Origin of the sequence: Zhihengliuella sp. (assembly GCF_031178195.1) — a bacterium.
Classification (GTDB): domain Bacteria; phylum Actinomycetota; class Actinomycetes; order Actinomycetales; family Micrococcaceae; genus Zhihengliuella.
Genome location: NZ_JAPSJL010000003.1, coordinates 128,683 through 143,813, shown reverse-complemented (window position 1 = coordinate 143,813; position 15,131 = coordinate 128,683). Strand labels below are relative to the sequence as shown.

At 72.1% G+C, this 15,131-nt stretch carries 14 protein-coding genes and 1 tRNA gene; 3 read left to right on the top strand and 12 right to left on the bottom strand.

Annotation, left to right across the window (positions count from 1 at the left end; genetic code table 11):
• Positions 1-2: 2 nt before the first annotated feature.
• Both RIN46_RS05730 and RIN46_RS05725 read right to left on the bottom strand, forming a co-directional pair.
• A complete protein-coding gene (locus tag RIN46_RS05730) occupies positions 3-2,210 on the bottom strand; it encodes a DUF255 domain-containing protein (protein WP_309080428.1) in 2,208 nt (735 codons plus the stop codon).
• A gap of 75 nt (positions 2,211-2,285) precedes the next feature.
• Positions 2,286-2,633, bottom strand: a complete 348-nt coding sequence (locus RIN46_RS05725; protein WP_309080531.1) for a hypothetical protein — start codon at positions 2,631-2,633, stop codon at positions 2,286-2,288.
• Positions 2,634-2,811: 178 nt separating this feature from the next.
• On the opposite strand from RIN46_RS05725, the gene RIN46_RS05720 reads away from it, so the two are divergent.
• Positions 2,812-3,183 carry a DUF1801 domain-containing protein gene (locus RIN46_RS05720; RefSeq protein WP_309080429.1) on the top strand — a complete coding sequence of 124 codons (372 nt, stop codon included), beginning with the start codon at positions 2,812-2,814 and terminating at the stop codon, positions 3,181-3,183.
• Between the two features lie 10 nt (positions 3,184-3,193).
• Here the strand turns inward: RIN46_RS05720 and mca are convergent, their stop codons facing one another.
• Positions 3,194-4,114 (bottom strand): mycothiol conjugate amidase Mca, encoded by a 921-nt coding sequence (mca, locus tag RIN46_RS05715; RefSeq protein ID WP_309080532.1) that lies wholly within the window; start codon positions 4,112-4,114, stop codon positions 3,194-3,196.
• A 143-nt stretch (positions 4,115-4,257) separates the two neighbouring features.
• On the opposite strand from mca, the gene RIN46_RS05710 reads away from it, so the two are divergent.
• Both RIN46_RS05710 and greA read left to right on the top strand, forming a co-directional pair.
• Complete coding sequence (locus tag RIN46_RS05710) at positions 4,258-4,725, top strand: DUF4307 domain-containing protein (RefSeq protein WP_309080430.1); 468 nt, start codon at positions 4,258-4,260, stop codon at positions 4,723-4,725.
• 224 nt (positions 4,726-4,949) lie between these two features.
• A complete protein-coding gene (gene greA, locus RIN46_RS05705) occupies positions 4,950-5,441 on the top strand; it encodes a transcription elongation factor GreA (protein ID WP_309080431.1) in 492 nt (163 codons plus the stop codon).
• 94 nt (positions 5,442-5,535) lie between these two features.
• Here the strand turns inward: greA and ilvA are convergent, their stop codons facing one another.
• The 9 genes from ilvA to RIN46_RS05660 all read right to left on the bottom strand — a co-directional run bounded on the left by ilvA (position 5,536) and on the right by RIN46_RS05660 (position 15,101).
• Complete coding sequence (gene ilvA / locus RIN46_RS05700) at positions 5,536-6,786, bottom strand: threonine ammonia-lyase (protein ID WP_309080432.1); 1,251 nt, start codon at positions 6,784-6,786, stop codon at positions 5,536-5,538.
• 8 nt (positions 6,787-6,794) lie between these two features.
• Positions 6,795-8,042, bottom strand: a complete 1,248-nt coding sequence (locus RIN46_RS05695; RefSeq protein ID WP_309080433.1) for an AI-2E family transporter — start codon at positions 8,040-8,042, stop codon at positions 6,795-6,797.
• Complete coding sequence (locus RIN46_RS05690; RefSeq protein WP_309080434.1) at positions 8,033-8,980, bottom strand: aldose 1-epimerase family protein; 948 nt, start codon at positions 8,978-8,980, stop codon at positions 8,033-8,035. The genes RIN46_RS05695 and RIN46_RS05690 overlap by 10 nt, the downstream gene beginning before the upstream one ends.
• 151 nt (positions 8,981-9,131) lie before the next feature.
• Positions 9,132-9,944, bottom strand: coding sequence for a Bax inhibitor-1/YccA family protein (locus RIN46_RS05685; protein WP_309080435.1), 813 nt, complete (start codon positions 9,942-9,944; stop codon positions 9,132-9,134).
• A gap of 219 nt (positions 9,945-10,163) precedes the next feature.
• A tRNA-Leu gene (locus RIN46_RS05680) sits at positions 10,164-10,237 on the bottom strand.
• Between the two features lie 85 nt (positions 10,238-10,322).
• Positions 10,323-11,708: an NAD(P)/FAD-dependent oxidoreductase gene (locus tag RIN46_RS05675; RefSeq protein ID WP_309080436.1), complete on the bottom strand. Its 1,386-nt coding sequence runs from the start codon at positions 11,706-11,708 to the stop codon at positions 10,323-10,325.
• Positions 11,709-11,774: 66 nt separating this feature from the next.
• Positions 11,775-13,319, bottom strand: coding sequence for a S8 family serine peptidase (locus RIN46_RS05670; protein ID WP_309080437.1), 1,545 nt, complete (start codon positions 13,317-13,319; stop codon positions 11,775-11,777).
• Between the two features lie 94 nt (positions 13,320-13,413).
• Positions 13,414-14,403, bottom strand: coding sequence for a Ppx/GppA phosphatase family protein (locus tag RIN46_RS05665; RefSeq protein ID WP_309080438.1), 990 nt, complete (start codon positions 14,401-14,403; stop codon positions 13,414-13,416).
• Positions 14,404-14,411: 8 nt separating this feature from the next.
• Entirely contained in the window at positions 14,412-15,101 is a 690-nt protein-coding gene (locus RIN46_RS05660) for a DUF501 domain-containing protein (RefSeq protein WP_309080439.1), read from the bottom strand.
• Positions 15,102-15,131: the final 30 nt, after the last annotated feature.

Here is a 15,131-nt window from a genome sequence, read left to right as displayed (position 1 = left end):
GCCTACGGACCGGCGGCCAACGCCCGTTCGAGCTCCTCGAGCGAGCCCATCGGTGCGTCGCACCTCTGTCCGTGGCACAGGTACAGGCGCAGGCCGCCGCCCTCGGCCGCGGGCCGGTGCGCGGTCAGCCCCACGTCGTCGTTCCGGCCCGGCGCGGCGAACGTCGTGATCCCGTGCACGACGGCGGCGCGCACCGCGGCGCGGCGCTCGGCCGGTGTGCCCCCGACGACGGCGAGCGTCCGGTCCCCGTCGATCCGCACCGCCGCGGCCAGCGCCGTCCCGAACTGCGGGGGCGCCTTCGCCGCGACGCGCCGCACGTGCGCCGTCAGGGTCTCCGCGCGGCGGGCGCGCGCCGGGTCGGCGTCGAGACCGCTCTGGACCATCTGCGCCGTCGCCTGGAGGGCGAGACCGCTCGGAGTCGCGTCGTCCAGCCCGGAGAGTGCCGCCCGTCCCCCGCGGGCGTGCGCCAGGAGGTCGACCGCGGTGTCCGAGGCGTGCTCGGCGTCGTCGAGGCGGAGGTTCGCCCGAGCTGCGTCCACCAGCTCCCGCGCCCGGTCGATCCACCGGGCCTCCCCCGTGGCGCCCGCGACGGCCTGGAAGCCGAGCGCCACTCCCGCGTAGTCCTCCAGCAGGGCGCCGCCGGGCCGATAGGTCACGCGGGACAGCGTCCGCTCGGAGGCGTCCCAGTGCTGCCGCCACAGGTACTCGGCGAGCTCCGCGGCGAGGTCCACCATGTCCCGGCGCTCGAGCAGCACGCCGGCGTCGGCCAGGGCACGGACCGCCAGCCCGTTCCAGCCGGCCACGACCTTGCCGTCCCGGGCCGGCTGCGCGCGCTCGGCCCGCAGGGCCCTCAGTCCCGGCAGCGCCCGGTCCCAGGCGGCCCACTGCTCGCAGTCCAGCGGACCGTCGAACGCGACCGTCCGCCGGCCCCCGGTGCGGCGCCGCCGGCCCGAGGGCGCCAGGTCCTCGGGATCCGCCCCGTCGAGCCGGTCGGCCAGGAGCTCCCAGCCGCCTCCGGCCGCGCCGCGGATCTCCTCGTCGCTGAAGAGGTACGTCCCGCCCTCGACGTGGACCCCGTCGGGCCCCACCGTGTCGGCGTCGAGCGACGAGGCCAGCCCGGCGCGCCCGGGCAGCAGCAGCTCGGCGACGAGCCACTCGTACGTGCCCTCGGCGAGCCGACGCCCGAAGCGGGCCCGACGCTGCCAGACGTCCTCGTGGGCGGCGTCGGGTGCCGGCTGGTGCCCCGGCGGCAGCCGGTCCGGCTGTCGCGGGTCCCGGTGCTGCCGGGCTGCCCGGAGACCGCACAGTGCCGACCAGCGGGCGGCGTGGCGGAGCAGCTGCGCGTTGTCGTACAGCATCTTCTCGAAGTGCGGGACGCGCCAGCCGTCGTCGACGCAGTAGCGGTGGAATCCGCCGCCGACGTGATCCACCAGGGCTCCGTGCCCCATCGCGTCGAACGTCCGGCTGGCCAGGCCGAGGGCCAGTTCTCGGTGCTCGGCGTCGGCCGGCGACGCGGCGAGCTCCAGCAGGTAGTCGAGGACGCTCGACGGCGGGAACTTGGGGGCCGGCCCGAACCCTCCCCCGGGCTGCTCCTCGGCCCCGAGCCGGGCCAGGACGGCGGTGTGCAGGCCGGCGGCCCCGCCGTCGTCCGCACCCGAACGCTGCCCTCCGGCCCCGTCCTGCGCGAGGCCCAGGAGGTCGCGCTGCGCGTCGGCGAGCCCGCCGAGGTGCTCGGACAGCCGCCTCGCCTGCTCCTCGCACAGGGTCCGGCGCTCGCGCCAGGCCTCGTCGACCCCCTCGAGGACCATGCGGAACGAGGGACGGCCCTGCACCGGACGCGGCGGGAAGTAGGTGCCGGCGTGGAAGGTGCGTCCGTCGGGCAGCGCGAAGACACTCATCGGCCAGCCGCCCTGGCCGGAGAGGGTCTGGGTGGCCGCCATGTAGAGCTCGTCGACGTCGGGCTGTTCCTCTCGGTCGACCTTGATCGGGAGGAAGTGCTCGTTGAGGTACGCGGCGACCTGGGGATCGTCGAAGCTCTCCGCGGCCATCACGTGGCACCAGTGGCACGCGGCGTAGCCGATGGAGACGAATAGCGGAACGTCCCGGCGCTCCGCCTCGGCCAGCGCCTCCGGGCCGAACGGCCACCAGTCGACGTCCTGGTGCGCGTGCTGGCGCAGATACGCCGAGTGGGCGTCCTTCAACCGGTTCATGCACGCATGGTCTCACGCGCGCCACGGCACGTCAGGGGGTTGCGGACGATGCCCAGGATGCTCCCACCGCGCCGGTCAGGGGCGGGAGTCGTGCCCGTCCGCGCCGCCCTCGTCGTCGAACCGCTGTTCCGCCCGCGTCGGCCCGGCGTCGTCGACGGTCCGTTCGGCGTCGCCCTGCGGGGCGTCGTCGTCCTCGGTCTGGTACTGCTTGCCGCGCTCGACGAGCTCTCGCTGACGGTCCTCGGTCTCGGCCGTGTAGCGGACGCGCCGGATGCGCCGGACCATGTCGCGGATCAGGAAGATCGCGGCGACGACCATCAGCGCCGTGGCGACGAACCCCACGAAGCCGGGGCCGACCTCGCGGGCGGCGTCACCGGTCGGTGCGTCCATCAGGGACGGGTCCGCTGCGGCGAGGGCCATCATGAAGTTCACGGGTGCTCACACTCTCTGGGTCAATCGGCGCCCACTCCCTCGACACGTGGGTCCGCGGTCTGCGGTCGGGCTCCGGGCCATTCTACCCGGGAATTTCTACCGAACGTCGAACACGGGCGGGAGCGGCCTGGCCCCTCGACGTGCAGCGGTTCCGGCGCGAGAATCAGGCATGGCCAGGATTGAGAGCGTGGACGAGTACCTCACCGGATTCGAGGGGGCCGCGGCCGAACGGCTCGCGGACCTGCGAGCCCTGAGCCGGGCGACAGCGCCGGACGCCACGGAGGTGGTCCGCTGGAACCAGCCCGCGTACCTCCATCCGAGCGGCACCATCCTCTTCACGTTCTCCGGCCACAGGGCGCATGCCACCATGGTGTTCACGCCGAGCACGCTCGGGGCGTTCCTGCCCGAGCTCGCGGACCGCAGGACCGGCAAGGGGTCCGTCCAGCTTCCCTACGCGGAGCCGCTGCCCACCCAGCTGCTCGAACGCATGATCCGCCACCGCCTGCGGGAGCACGAGGACGACGGCGTCCTCTGGATGTAGCCGGCGCGGGTCAGCGGAGCCCGGCGAACAGGTCCGTCTCGGGTCGCTCCGGATCCAGCGCGTAGCCCTCGAGCCGGGTCCTGGCCAGGGTGAAGTCCTCCCACGGGTATGCGTCGGTCGCCACCTCGCGCGGCACGGCGAAGAAGAAGCCGTCCGGGTCGATCTGCGTTCGGTGCGCCCGCAGTGCGTCGTCGCGCACCTCGAAGTAGTCGGAGCTGTAGATGCGCGTCGTCGTCGGGTGGTTCCGTACCCACGTGAACATCTGGTGGTCGGGGTTCTCCCGCAGGAACGCCACGCGCTCGGCGTAGGGCGACTCGAGTCCGGCGGCCTCCATGGCCTCGTGGAGGCCGATGAACTTGTCGGGTGAGAACCCGCGGTCGTAGTAGATCTTGGAGACCGTCCACGGCTCCCCGAGTTCCGGCCGGTAGTCCGGGTCCGCCGCGGCGTCGAAGGCGAACATCGAGATGTTGTGGGTGTGGATGTGATCCGGATGCGGGTAGCCGCCGTTCTCGTCGTAGGTGGTCATCACCTGCGGCTTGAACTCCCGGATGACTTTCACCAGCGGCGCGGCCGCGCGCTCGACCGGCTGCAGCGCGAAGCATCCCGCGGGCAGCGGTGGGAGCGGATCGCCCTCGGGCAGGCCGGAGTCGACGTAGCCGAGCCAGCGGTGCTCGATCCCGAGGGCGGCGGCGGCCTCGGCCATCTCGATCCGCCGCACCCCGCCGAGGTCACGGTGGGCATGGGCGAGCTCTCCGACGGCGGCATTGAGGATGTCCCCACGCTCACCGCCCGTGCAGCTGGCCACCATGACCCGGGCTCCGGCCGCCACGTAGGCCGCCATGGTCGCCGCTCCCTTGCTGGACTCGTCATCGGGGTGGGCGTGGACGGCGAGCAGCCGCAGGCCTTCTGAGCTGGGTACGGGGGTACGGATTGCTTCCACGCGTGTGCGTCTCCCTGTGAGGATCTGGTCGAGGCCCGATGGTGCTCGGAACCGGGGGCGTGCGGACCGTCGCCGGAATCCTGCCACGATCCCGCCGGACGCGCCCGCATGCAGGACAACGTAAACTGGTGCCGATGACTTCCCAGCCCCAGCCGCCGTCGCATCCGGCCGGTCCGGCGACCGGCGCCGACGCGAGCGAGCCCGCCCCCAGCCTAGCCAATCGCTACGGCGCCCCCAAGCGCGGGCTGGCGCCGCGCACCAAGCGGTGGGGTGCGGTCGCGGCGCTGGTCGTCGCCGTCGGCCTCGCCGGCTGGGTAGCCATGGAGAATTCCGCGGAGGTCACCTTCAAGGACCTCGCCTTCTCGATCGATTCGACGACCCAGGCGACGGTGACCTTCGACGTCCAGAAGGACCCCGCCGATACTGCCCAGTGCTCCGTCCAGGTCATGGACGAGACGTACGCCGTCGTCGGCTGGGAGACCGTCCGGGTCGGCCCCACGGAGGACGGGGTCCGGGACTCGCGGCACACGGTCGACGTGCGCACCGAGTACAGGGGCGTCTCCGCCAGCGTCAACGACTGCTGGGTCGTGGCCGAGAGCTGAAGCCGTCCCCTCCCCCTGCGGGACGGCGGCGCAGCCGCGCGGGAGGCCGGAATCCCTGTACCTCGCCGTTCCTGGCGTACGGTATTCGTGTTCAGCGGAGCGCCGCGCCGGCTTCAGCCGTGACGCCGTGCTCCGCGTCACTTTGGTGTCCGGCCGTCGATGGCTAAGATACTTCGAATGACTCACGGTTATCCCCGTGACTCGATGACTTGAAGGAGAAGGACGTGTCTACGAACAACGAAGCCACCGTGTGGCTGACCAAAGAGGCGTTCGACCGCCTCACCGCCGAGCTCGAGCACCTGCAGGGCCCGGGCCGACAGGAGATCGTGGACCGTATCGAGCAGGCTCGTTCCGAAGGCGACCTGAAGGAAAACGGCGGCTACCACGCCGCCCGCGAGGAGCAGTCCAAGGCCGAGGGCCGGATCGCCTATCTGAAGGATCTGCTGCAGAAGGCGCACGTCGGCGAGTCCCCCGCCAACGACGGCATCGTGGAGCCGGGCATGCTGGTCGAGGCCGTCATCGCCGGCGACAAGACCACCTTCCTGTTCGGCAGCCGCGAGGTGGCCGGGGACTCCGGGCTCGAGGTCTACTCGGAGCGCTCCCCGATCGGTGCCGCCGTGCACGGCAAGAAGGTCGGCGACAAGCTCTCCTACACGGCCCCGAACGGCCGTGACATCACGGTGGAGATCGTCGCCGCCGAGCCGTTCTCCGGCTGACGCGACGCCTCCACGACGGCGTCGCAGCCGCCCCTGGGTCACCGGGACGGCTGCGGCGCCGTCGTCGTCTCCGCCCCGGTGCCGCCGACCCCGGTCAGAGCTTGACGACGACCGGCTGGAACCCCTCGGCGCGCAGGTTGTTCAGGACCGTCTCCGAGTGGACATGCCCCTTGGTCTCCATGTCGATGGTGATGGCCACGTCGCCCATGGACAGCGAGCCGCCGATGCGCGTGTGGTCCACGCGTGTGACATTCGCGTCCGACTCGGCGATCACGCGCGAGATGGTGGCGAGCTCGCCGGCGCGGTCCTCGAGCATCATCCGCACGGTCAGGTAGCGCCCCGCCACGGAGAGGCCCCGCTGGATGACCTTGAGCATCAGCAATGGGTCGATGTTGCCGCCGGAGAGGATCACCGCGGTGCGCTCGGATTCGATCCCGGCCTCGGCCAGCTTGCCCTCCAGCAGCGCCGCGACGCCCACGGCGCCGGCCGGCTCGACGACGAGCTTGGAGCGCTCCAGCAGGAACACGAGCGCCTGGGCGAGCGAGTCCTCGGAGACCGTCACGACGTCGTCGACGAGCTCCTTGATGATGCGGAACGGGAGCTGACCGGGTGTGCCCACGGCGATGCCGTCCGCGATCGTGGAGACCTTCTCGAGCGGCACCAGCGCGTCCGCGGCGAGTGACGGCGGGTAGGCGGCCGCGTTCTCGGCCTGGACGCCCACGATGCGGATCTCCCGGCCCAGTTCGGCGGCCTTCGCCTTGATCGCCGTCGCCACCCCGGCGAGCAGACCGCCGCCGCCGACCCCCATCACGACCGTGTCCACGTCGGGGAGCTGCTCGAGCAGCTCGAGACCGATCGTGCCCTGCCCGGCGATGATGTCCGCGTTGTCGAACGGGTGCACGAACACGGCGCCGCTGCTGTCGGCGTACCGCTTCGCCTCGGCGAGGGCCTCGTCCACGTTGTGCCCGTGCAGGACGACTTCGGCCCCGTGGTCCTTGGTCGCGGTCAGCTTCGGCAGCGCGACGCCGAGCGGCATGTAGATCCGCGCCTTGATCCCCAGCGCCCGGGCCGCCTGGGCGACGCCCTGCGCGTGGTTGCCGGCCGAGGCCGCGACGACGCCGCGCACTTTCTCCGCCTCGGACAGGCGGGCCATGCGCACGTAGGCGCCGCGCACCTTGAAGGAGCCGGCCCGTTGCAGGTTCTCGCACTTGAGGAAGACGTCGCTGCCGGTGAGCAGCCCGAGCGCGCGCGAGTGCTGGATCGGCGTCCGGTCCACCACTCCGTCGAGCAGCTCGGCCGCCGACTCGATGTCGGCGAGGGACACGGGAAGGGTTTTCGTGGTCATCGTGTCTTTCACTTGGTTGCGGGCCCGTGCGGGCCGTCGTGGTTCGGTCCCTCGGGGGAGCCGTCCGGTTCCTCCCCGTCGGTGTCGGGTGGGGCCGGCGCGTCGGAGGTGTACGACGTCGTTGCCGTGGACCGCGCTTGCGCGGCCGCGAGCCCGGTGGTGGCGGGGGCGACGGTGGGGTCGGTCTCCCACGCCCGTTCCGCGAGGTACTTCACGACCGTGTTGACGATCGCCAGGAGCGGCACGGCGAAGAGCGCGCCGGCGATCCCCGCGAGCATCGAGCCGCCGGCCACGGCGAGCACGACCGCGAGCGGGTGGAGACTCACGGCCTTGCCCATCACCAGCGGCTGGAGGATGTGGGACTCGGCTTGCTGGACGGCCAGCACCACGATCAGCATGATCAGGGCGTTCACCCAGCCGTTGGCGACCAGGGCCAGGAGCACGGCCACCGTCCCCGTCACCAGCGCGCCGAGGACGGGAATGAACGAGCCGAGGAAGACCAGCACGCCCAGCGGCAGCGCCAGCGGCACGCCGAGGATCGCCGCCCCGAGTCCGATGCCGACCGCGTCGATGAAGGCGACGAAGAGCTGGACGCGCACGTAGTTCACGAGGCTGCGCCAGCCGCGCCGGCCCGCCCCGTCCAGCGGGACCCTGGCGGCGCGCGGCATGAGCCGGACGAGGTACGCCCAGATGCCGCGGCCGTCGAGCAGGAAGAAGATCGCCGCGAAAAGTGTGAGCAGCATGCCGGCGAGGATGTGCCCGAGCGTGCTGCCCCAGGACAGGGCGCCGGAGAGGATCTCCGAACTGTTGTTCTGCAGTTGTTCCAGCGCCTCGTTGGTCAGCGACGCGACGTCCTCGTTGCTGATCGGCAGAGGCCCGCTGAAGATCCAGCGCTCGACCTCGGCCAGCCCCTCGACCGCCTGCGCCCAGAGCTGCTCGAACCCGTTGACGATGGTCTTCCCGACGAGCGAGATGACGGCGGTGAGCGCGGTGATCGACCCGATCAGGACGAGCCCCACGGCCAGTCCGCGGGGGACGCGCCCGCGCTGCAGGAGCTCGACGAGCGGGCCGAGGAGCCCCGAGAGCAGGGCCGCGATCATCAACGGGATGACCAGCAGGGAGACGTGCTTGAGCATCCAGACGAGGACGCCGGCGGTGGCGACGATGACGGCGATCCGCCACGACCAGGCGGAGGCGACGCGCACCCCGTAGGGCACCGACTCGACGGCGTCGCGCGCCGGGCGGGCTAGAGCCACGAGGTGATGCCCCACTGGATCGTCAGCTCGTCGCCGGGGGCCAACCAGAGCAGGCCGTCGCCGCTGTTGAACGCGTTGGCCGGCGCGGTCATCGGCTCGATGGCCACCGCGGCCTCGCGCTGCGGGTACTGGTCCGTCACGAAGATATGCACGTACGGGCATGACGGATCGGTCCACAGCTCGACGGCGCGGCCGTCGGGGGCGTCCAGCCGGTGGTGGTGGCGGCCGTCGGCGGCGGGCTCCAGCCTGGCGAAGGCAGTGTCGGTGCGCAGCCCGGCGATGCGCCGTCCCGTCCGGAAATCCAGGTCCCCTGCGACGGGCTCGACGCCGGTGGGGATCTTCCTCCCGTCGACCGGCAGGTACTGCCCGGCCGTGGTGGTCAGCGTCAGCTCGTCGGTGGGGACGTCGCCGACCCGGAGGTACGGGTGGGCACCGAGCGCTGCCGGGGCGGCGCCGCCGGCCCGGACGGGCCCCGCCGGAGCATGGTGGACCAGGGTCTGCGTGACGCTCAGCTGCCCGTCCTCGTCCAGGGCGTAGCGCGCGCGGTGGGTCATCCGGTAGCCGTAGCCGTGCTGCGGGTAGATCTCGGCGGTCAGGGTGACCGCCGCGTCCGTCTGCTCCTCGGCCGTGTAGCCGGTGTTCCGCAGCAGTCCGTGGATGGCGTTGCCGGTCGCGGGCTCGGTGATGTCCAGCTGCTGCGTCCGGCCGTCGAGCTGCCACTGCGCCGCGGCGACGCGATTCGGCCAGGGGGCCAGCAGAATGCCGCAGCCCAGAGGCGGCACCTCGTCCGCGTCGAACGTCTCGGTGAGCTGGACGCCGTCGCGCTCATAGGAGCGGAGGGAGCCGGCGAGGGCGGCGATCGTGGCCTCGGCTCCCCCGGCCCGCAGGACGAACTGCTCGCCGCTGAGGCGGCCGGACGAGTATTCGCGGTCGTTCATGGGTCCACGTTAGCGTTCCGCGGCGAGCCGGAGGAATACATGACACTCCCGGAATGCGCGTGGCGCGAAACGGCGCCCCACCAGCGGTTTCGAAACCGTCGGAGGGGCGCCGGGAACGCTCGGTGCGGGGTGCGCCGCTGCGTTGCAGTGGCTATTCGTCGCCGCGGAGGATGGCGATGATGCGCAGGATCTCGACGTAGAGCCAGACCATCGTGACCGTGAGGCCGAAGGCGGCCGACCACGAGTACTTGGCGGGGGCGCCATTGCGGACGCCCTGCTCGATCGAGGTGAAGTCCAGCACCAGCGCGTAGGTGGCCAGCAGCACGGCGAGCGCACCGATCGCCAGGCCGAGGACGCCGGAGCGCAATCCGAACATGCCGTCGGTCACGCCGAAGAGCATGAGCCCGAGGTTCACGAGCGAGAACACCAGGTAGGCGCCCATCGCGATCATGAACATGCGCGTCATCTTGGGGGTTGCGCGGTACTTGCCAGAGCGGTAGAGCACCAGCGTCACCGCGAACACCGAGAGGGTGGCCGCGAGGGCCTGGATCGCGATGCCATCGAAACGTGCTTCGAGGACGCCCGTCAGGCCGCCGAGGAACAGGCCCTCCGCCAGGGCGTAGAGCATGATCAGGACCGGCGACGGCTCCTTCTTGAAGGCATTCACCAGGCCCAGCACGAGGCCGGCGATGACGCCGATCAGCATCAGGCCCGGCAGCTGCCAGCCGACCACCGCGCCGGCGAGGATGCCGAGGAAGCAGAAGATCGTCTTGTTGATGACGTCGCCGTACGTCATGCGGCCGGTCTCGGCCGGGCCCGCCGCGGGACGGTTGTAGAGCTCCTGGAGCTGGTCGACGCTCATGCCCTGCGCCTGATGGGCGTCGACTGCCGCGCCGGTTCCGGTGCGGCCTGTCTGCTCGCGGAAATTGCGCGAACTGAAGACTGGGTTACCCCCGAGTGCCATGAGATGTCTCCTCGAAATTGGCCGGCGCGCATGCTGCGCGTCACTACGGATCACTCTACCGGTTCCAACACCGCGGCGCGGTCGGGAGTTCCCCGCCGCCTCGACCGGCGCCGACGGTTGCGTCGGGAGCAGCTGGCACCGCCGCCGGTCGACGTCGTGGAACGCCGAACGCCCCAGCCAATCCCGGGCGAACCGGGCGTCGACTGGGGCGTTCTCGGGTACCCCCTGTGGGACTCGAACCCACAACACAGAGATTTTAAGTCTCCTGCCTCTGCCAATTGGGCCAAGGGGGCAGCCCGTTCAGTTTACCGGCTCCCGCGACGGCGGGACCTGGCCGTGCCCTCCGTCGCTTCGGTCGGCACGATTCGGGGAAGACCCCTACTTGGAGGCCTCTTCCTTCTTCTGGGGCGTGGCGGCCTCGACGAACGCGGCGCGCGGGTCCTGCAGCCCCTCGATGCGCGTGGTGTCGCTGTTGAAGAACAGGGACCAGAACCAGTCGCCGACCACGCGGAACTTGCGCTCGAAGGTCGGCATGGCCATGCCGTGGTAGCCGCGGTGCGCGACCCAGGCCGGGGCGCCCTTGAGCTTGACGCCCATGACCTTGGCGACGCCCTTCCAGGAGCCGAACCCGGCGACGGCACCGAGGTTCTTGTGCTTGTACGGCTTGATCGAGCCGACGCCGTAGCGGTGCGCGTAGAGGTTCTTCGCCAGGAGCTTCGCCTGGCGGACGGCGTGCTGCGCGTTCGGCACGCAGGTGCCGTCCGGCAGGCCGCCCGTGACGTCCGGGACGGCCGCGATGTCGCCGGCGGCCCAGGCGCCGTCGATGACCTCGGTCCGGTCCTCGTTGGTCAGGCGCAGGTCCTGTCCGGTCACGAGGCGGCCGCGCTGCTCGACGACGAAGTCGGTGGAGCGGACCATCGGGTTCGCCATGACGCCGGCGGTCCAGACGAGAGTGTCGGCGCCGAAGCTGCCGGCGGAGGACTTGTCCTTCATGTCGGTCAGCTCGAGCCGGCCGTCCTCGGCCTTGGCCAGCGAGGTGTTGAGCAGGACCTCGATGCCGCGCGAGCGCATGTGGTCGACGACCCACTCGGCCTGCTCCTCGGTGACCTCGGGCATGATGCGGCCCATAGCCTCGACGAGCACGAAGCGCACCTCGTCCTGCGCCACGCGGCTGTTCTTCGCGACGGCCTTGCGGACCATGTCCTCGAGCTCGGTGATCGCCTCGATGCCGGCGAAGCCGCCGCCGACGACCACGAAGGTCAGTGCGCGGGCGCGCTCCTCGCCGGCCAGCATGGACGCGGTCTCGACCCGCTCGAGGGCCTGATTGCGCAGCGCAACGGCCTCCTCGATCGTCTTCAGGCCGATGCCGGCCTCCGCCAGGCCCGGGATGGGGAACGTGCGGGTGACGGCACCCGCCGCCATGACGACGTCCTGGTACTCGAGCTCGAAGGGCTCGCCCTCGGTCGGCGCGACGACGGCCTTGCGGTGGGCGTGGTCCACCGCGGTGACGCGCCCGGTGATCAGCTCGGCGTCGCGCAGATGCGAGCGATGGCTGACGATCGCGTGGCGGGGCTCGATCTGACCGCCGGCGACCTCGGGCAGGAACGGCTGGTAGGTCATGTACGGCAGCGGGTCGACGACGGTGACGATGCCACCGTGAGCCTTGACCTTCTTCTGCAGGTTCATGGCGACGTAGAGGCCGACGTAGCCACCGCCGACAACGAGGATGCGCGGGCGGTCCGAGAGCTGGAGAGTGTTAGGCATACCCCCAGCATAGCCCGGATCGGCGCTCTTGTGAAAATCTTCACTAGCGTCGCAGGTGGGGGCGGGCTAACCGCGCTCGGGAAGCTCGTCGAAGGGGTCGTGCCCGTCCCTGCCGACGGTCCAACGCCCCTCGATCAGCGCGCGGTCGGCGTTCTGCGCGCCCCGCACGGCGCGGCGCGCCCGGGCGTAGTGCACCCCGCCCGCCACCATCACGCCCAGGGCGAGCACGCCGAATCCGACGACCACCACGGGCGCGATGACGGTTCCCGGCGGCTCGGGGAGGACGGGCCCGACCGCGGCGACCGGCTCGCTCGTCGGCTCCGGCCCCTCGACGGCGCCGGCGGTGTCGGGGCTCGGGTCGGCGTCCGCGCGCCGGTGGACGCGGATCCACTCGGAGATGCTGCCCAGCGGGTTCTGCTCCACTGAGGGGATGTCCGCCGTGAGGGCCTCGTCGGCGTCGAGGATCCCGTAGCCGTAGAGGTTGTCGAAGCCGGACGCGCCGGCGTCGTCCGCGGTCTCCAAGATCCGGTTGACCACGTCCGCGGCGCTGAGCTCGGGGTGGGCCGACCGGATCAGGGCCGCCACACCGGAGACGAGCGGGGCGGCTCCGGAGGAGCCGGACCAGCTGGCGTACCCGCCGCCGGGGAGCCCGCCGACGAGCGGATCCGCAGGCGCCGCGACCCCGATCGTGATGCCGCGCGTCGAGGCGTCCCAGCTGGCCTCGCCGGCACGGTTCACACCGGCGACGGTCAGCACGCCCGGGATGGTGGCGGGGGCGCCGACCTGCATCATCCCACCGGAGCGGTTGCCGGCGGCCGCGACCACCACGACGTCCTGCTCCTCGGCGTAGCGGAACGCGTCGTCCCAGCTCTGCGGCCAGGACGTGCTCGTGGAGCCGAGCGAGAGGTTGATGACCTGCGCGCCCTGGTCCACGGCCCAGCGCACCGCCCGGGGGATCTGCTGCTCGACCGTCACGCCGGAGGGGTTCTCCGACCCGAGCCAGAGCGAGGCGGTGAGCAGGTCGGCCTCGGGCGCGACGCCGATGATGCCGTCCGGGCCGGGCGCTGGCTCCGGGATCTCGATCGGATCGGGCTCCGGAGGGGGCGTCGCGCCGTCCTCCTCCGCGGTCTTCCTGGCCTGCTCGTAGGCAGTCTTCTGCTTCTCCGCCTCGGCCTTCGCCTTCGCGATGGCGGTCTTGTTGTTGCCGTGCCCGGCGAGCATCGTGGCCACGAGCGTCCCGTGCTCCGGCAGTGCGCCGATGGGCTCGCTGCCGTCGGGCGCGCCCGAACCGGAGGCGTCCATGCCGTCGACCACGTTGCCCGTCAGGTCGGGGTGCGAGGAGTCGATGCCGGTGTCGATCACGGCGACCTTCACGCCCTCGCCGCGGCTGACCGTCCAGGCCTCGGTGATCCCGTAGTCCTCGAGCCAGTACTGGTCCTCACGCGGCTGGTCGGCGACCGCCGCGGGTCCCGCGAGCAGGGCACCGGCGGCCACCACGAGGACGGCGACGACGGCCGCGGCCGAGCGGCCCCGCGCTGCGGAGGGGCGGGCGCGCACGACGGCGGGGCCCGTGCGGGCCGGCGTCGCCTGCGGGCGGGCGGCGGTCTCCATCCATCCTCCTGGGGATCGCGGCTGGGCAGTGGTCAGGGTGCAGTGGTCAGGGTCGGGGTGCGGTGGCCGGGGTACAGCGGGCGGGCGGCCCCGCTCACTCGGGCAGCGAGGCGGCGCTCTCGGCGACCAGGCGGTCCACCACGCTCAGCGCGATGCCGTCGAGGATATCGTGCTCGCTGGTGCCCGCGACGCTCACGCGGCCCTGCGTGACCTCCCCGAGGTGCTGCACGACGGTACGCCAGATGAGCGCTCCGGCTCCGATGACGTCGACCCGCCCGGGGTGCATGTAGGGCAGCGACGCCCGGCGGTCCCGGGGCAGCTCGAGGAGCTCGGTCGCGGCCGCTGCGACGACGCCGAGCGGCAGGACGGATCCATTGATGCGGTCCGGTCGGTACTGGTCGAGGTCCAGGGCGTGCGCGGTGATGGTCGTGATGGTGCCGGCCACCCCGATGACCCGGTCGAGGGAGGCCAGGTCCACCGCGGCCTGGACCTCGCCGAGAAACCGGTGCACCTCGGCGGTCGCGGCGTCGACCTCCTCGTCCGTCGGCGGGTCCGAGCGCAGGAAGCGCTCGGTGAAGCGGACGCACCCCATGTCGGTGCTGAGCCCGGCTTCCACGCCGGCGGCGGTCCCGGCGACGAACTCGGTCGAGCCGCCGCCGAGGTCCACGACGAGCACCCGCTCGCCGTCGTGCGGCGGGTGCACGGAGACCGCGCCGGCGAAGCTCAGGGCCGCCTCCTCGTCGCCGCTGACCACCTCGGGCTCGAGGCCGAGGCGTTCGCGCACTCCGGCGATGAAGACGTCCCGGTTGGCCGCATCGCGGGTGGCGCTGGTCGCGACGAAGCGGACGGAGCCCGGCGCGACGCCGTGGCGCTGGATCAAGGCCGTGTACTCGTCGAGCGCGTCGAACGTCCGCTCGAGGGCCTCCTCGGCGAACCGCCCCGTCGCGTCGACGCCCTGGCCGAGGCGGACGACGCGCATCTCGCGCTCGACGTCCTCGAGCCCGACGACGCCGTCGTGCTCCACCGAGTCGGCGATGAGCAGACGGATGGAATTGGTGCCGCAGTCGATCGCTGCAACGCGCATGGTGACTCCTACTCCCCCGCCTCGCGGCGGGCGCGGGCCTCGGCGCGGGCGCGCTTCTTGGCCTCCGGGTCCTGCATCTCCTGGGTCTTCACGTGCCGGCTGCGGTCCCGGTTCGGGGCCTCGCCCGCGGTGTCCCAGGCGCCCTCGCAGTAGCAGCGGTCGGCGGTCCACCACTCGGCGATGCCGGCGATCGCCTCGTCCCCGAGGGGATTCACGCCCGGGCCCGCGGCCAGCGAGTGGCCGGCCAGCACGTGGAGGCACTTGACGCGATCGGGCATGCCGCCGGCGCTGACCCCGGCGATCTCGGGGACGGGGCCGACGCCGGTGCGGGCGCCGATCGCGTCGCGTGCGGCGAGGTAGTCCTCGTGCGCTGCCCGGTACGCGGCAGCCAGCCCGGGATCGGCCGCGAGCCGGTCGGTCATCTCCTGCATCAGCCCGGCCGCCTCCAGCCGGGACACCGCGGAGGTGATGACGGGGTGGGCCAGGTAGAAGGTGGTGGGGAACGGGATTCCGGAGCTCAGGCGGGGCGCCGTCGTGGCCACGAGGGGATTGCCGCAGACACAGCGGGCGCCGATCTCGACGACGTCGCGCACCGGCCGTCCCAGCTGACGGCTGAGCGTGTCGAGGTCCTGCTCGCTGGGGACGCGCTGCTCCGCGCTGAGGGATTCGTGGCGTTCGGGGCCGGGCGTGGACTGCACGGGTCTCCTTGCTCGGGGGCGGGTGATGGC

Bases quoted from the DNA above. Each gene is read 5' to 3' on its own strand.
- RIN46_RS05685 (WP_309080435.1), bottom strand. From the start codon at position 9,944: ATGGCACTCGGGGGTAACCCAGTCTTCAGTTCGCGCAATTTCCGCGAG.
- RIN46_RS05725 (WP_309080531.1), bottom strand. From the start codon at position 2,633: ATGATGGCCCTCGCCGCAGCGGACCCGTCCCTGATGGACGCACCGACC.
- RIN46_RS05665 (WP_309080438.1), bottom strand. From the start codon at position 14,403: ATGCGCGTTGCAGCGATCGACTGCGGCACCAATTCCATCCGTCTGCTC.
- RIN46_RS05720 (WP_309080429.1), top strand. From the start codon at position 2,812: ATGGCCAGGATTGAGAGCGTGGACGAGTACCTCACCGGATTCGAGGGG.
- RIN46_RS05730 (WP_309080428.1), bottom strand. From the start codon at position 2,210: ATGAACCGGTTGAAGGACGCCCACTCGGCGTATCTGCGCCAGCACGCG.
- RIN46_RS05690 (WP_309080434.1), bottom strand. From the start codon at position 8,980: ATGAACGACCGCGAATACTCGTCCGGCCGCCTCAGCGGCGAGCAGTTC.
- RIN46_RS05670 (WP_309080437.1), bottom strand. From the start codon at position 13,319: ATGGAGACCGCCGCCCGCCCGCAGGCGACGCCGGCCCGCACGGGCCCC.
- RIN46_RS05675 (WP_309080436.1), bottom strand. From the start codon at position 11,708: ATGCCTAACACTCTCCAGCTCTCGGACCGCCCGCGCATCCTCGTTGTC.
- RIN46_RS05710 (WP_309080430.1), top strand. From the start codon at position 4,258: ATGACTTCCCAGCCCCAGCCGCCGTCGCATCCGGCCGGTCCGGCGACC.
- ilvA (WP_309080432.1), bottom strand. From the start codon at position 6,786: ATGACCACGAAAACCCTTCCCGTGTCCCTCGCCGACATCGAGTCGGCG.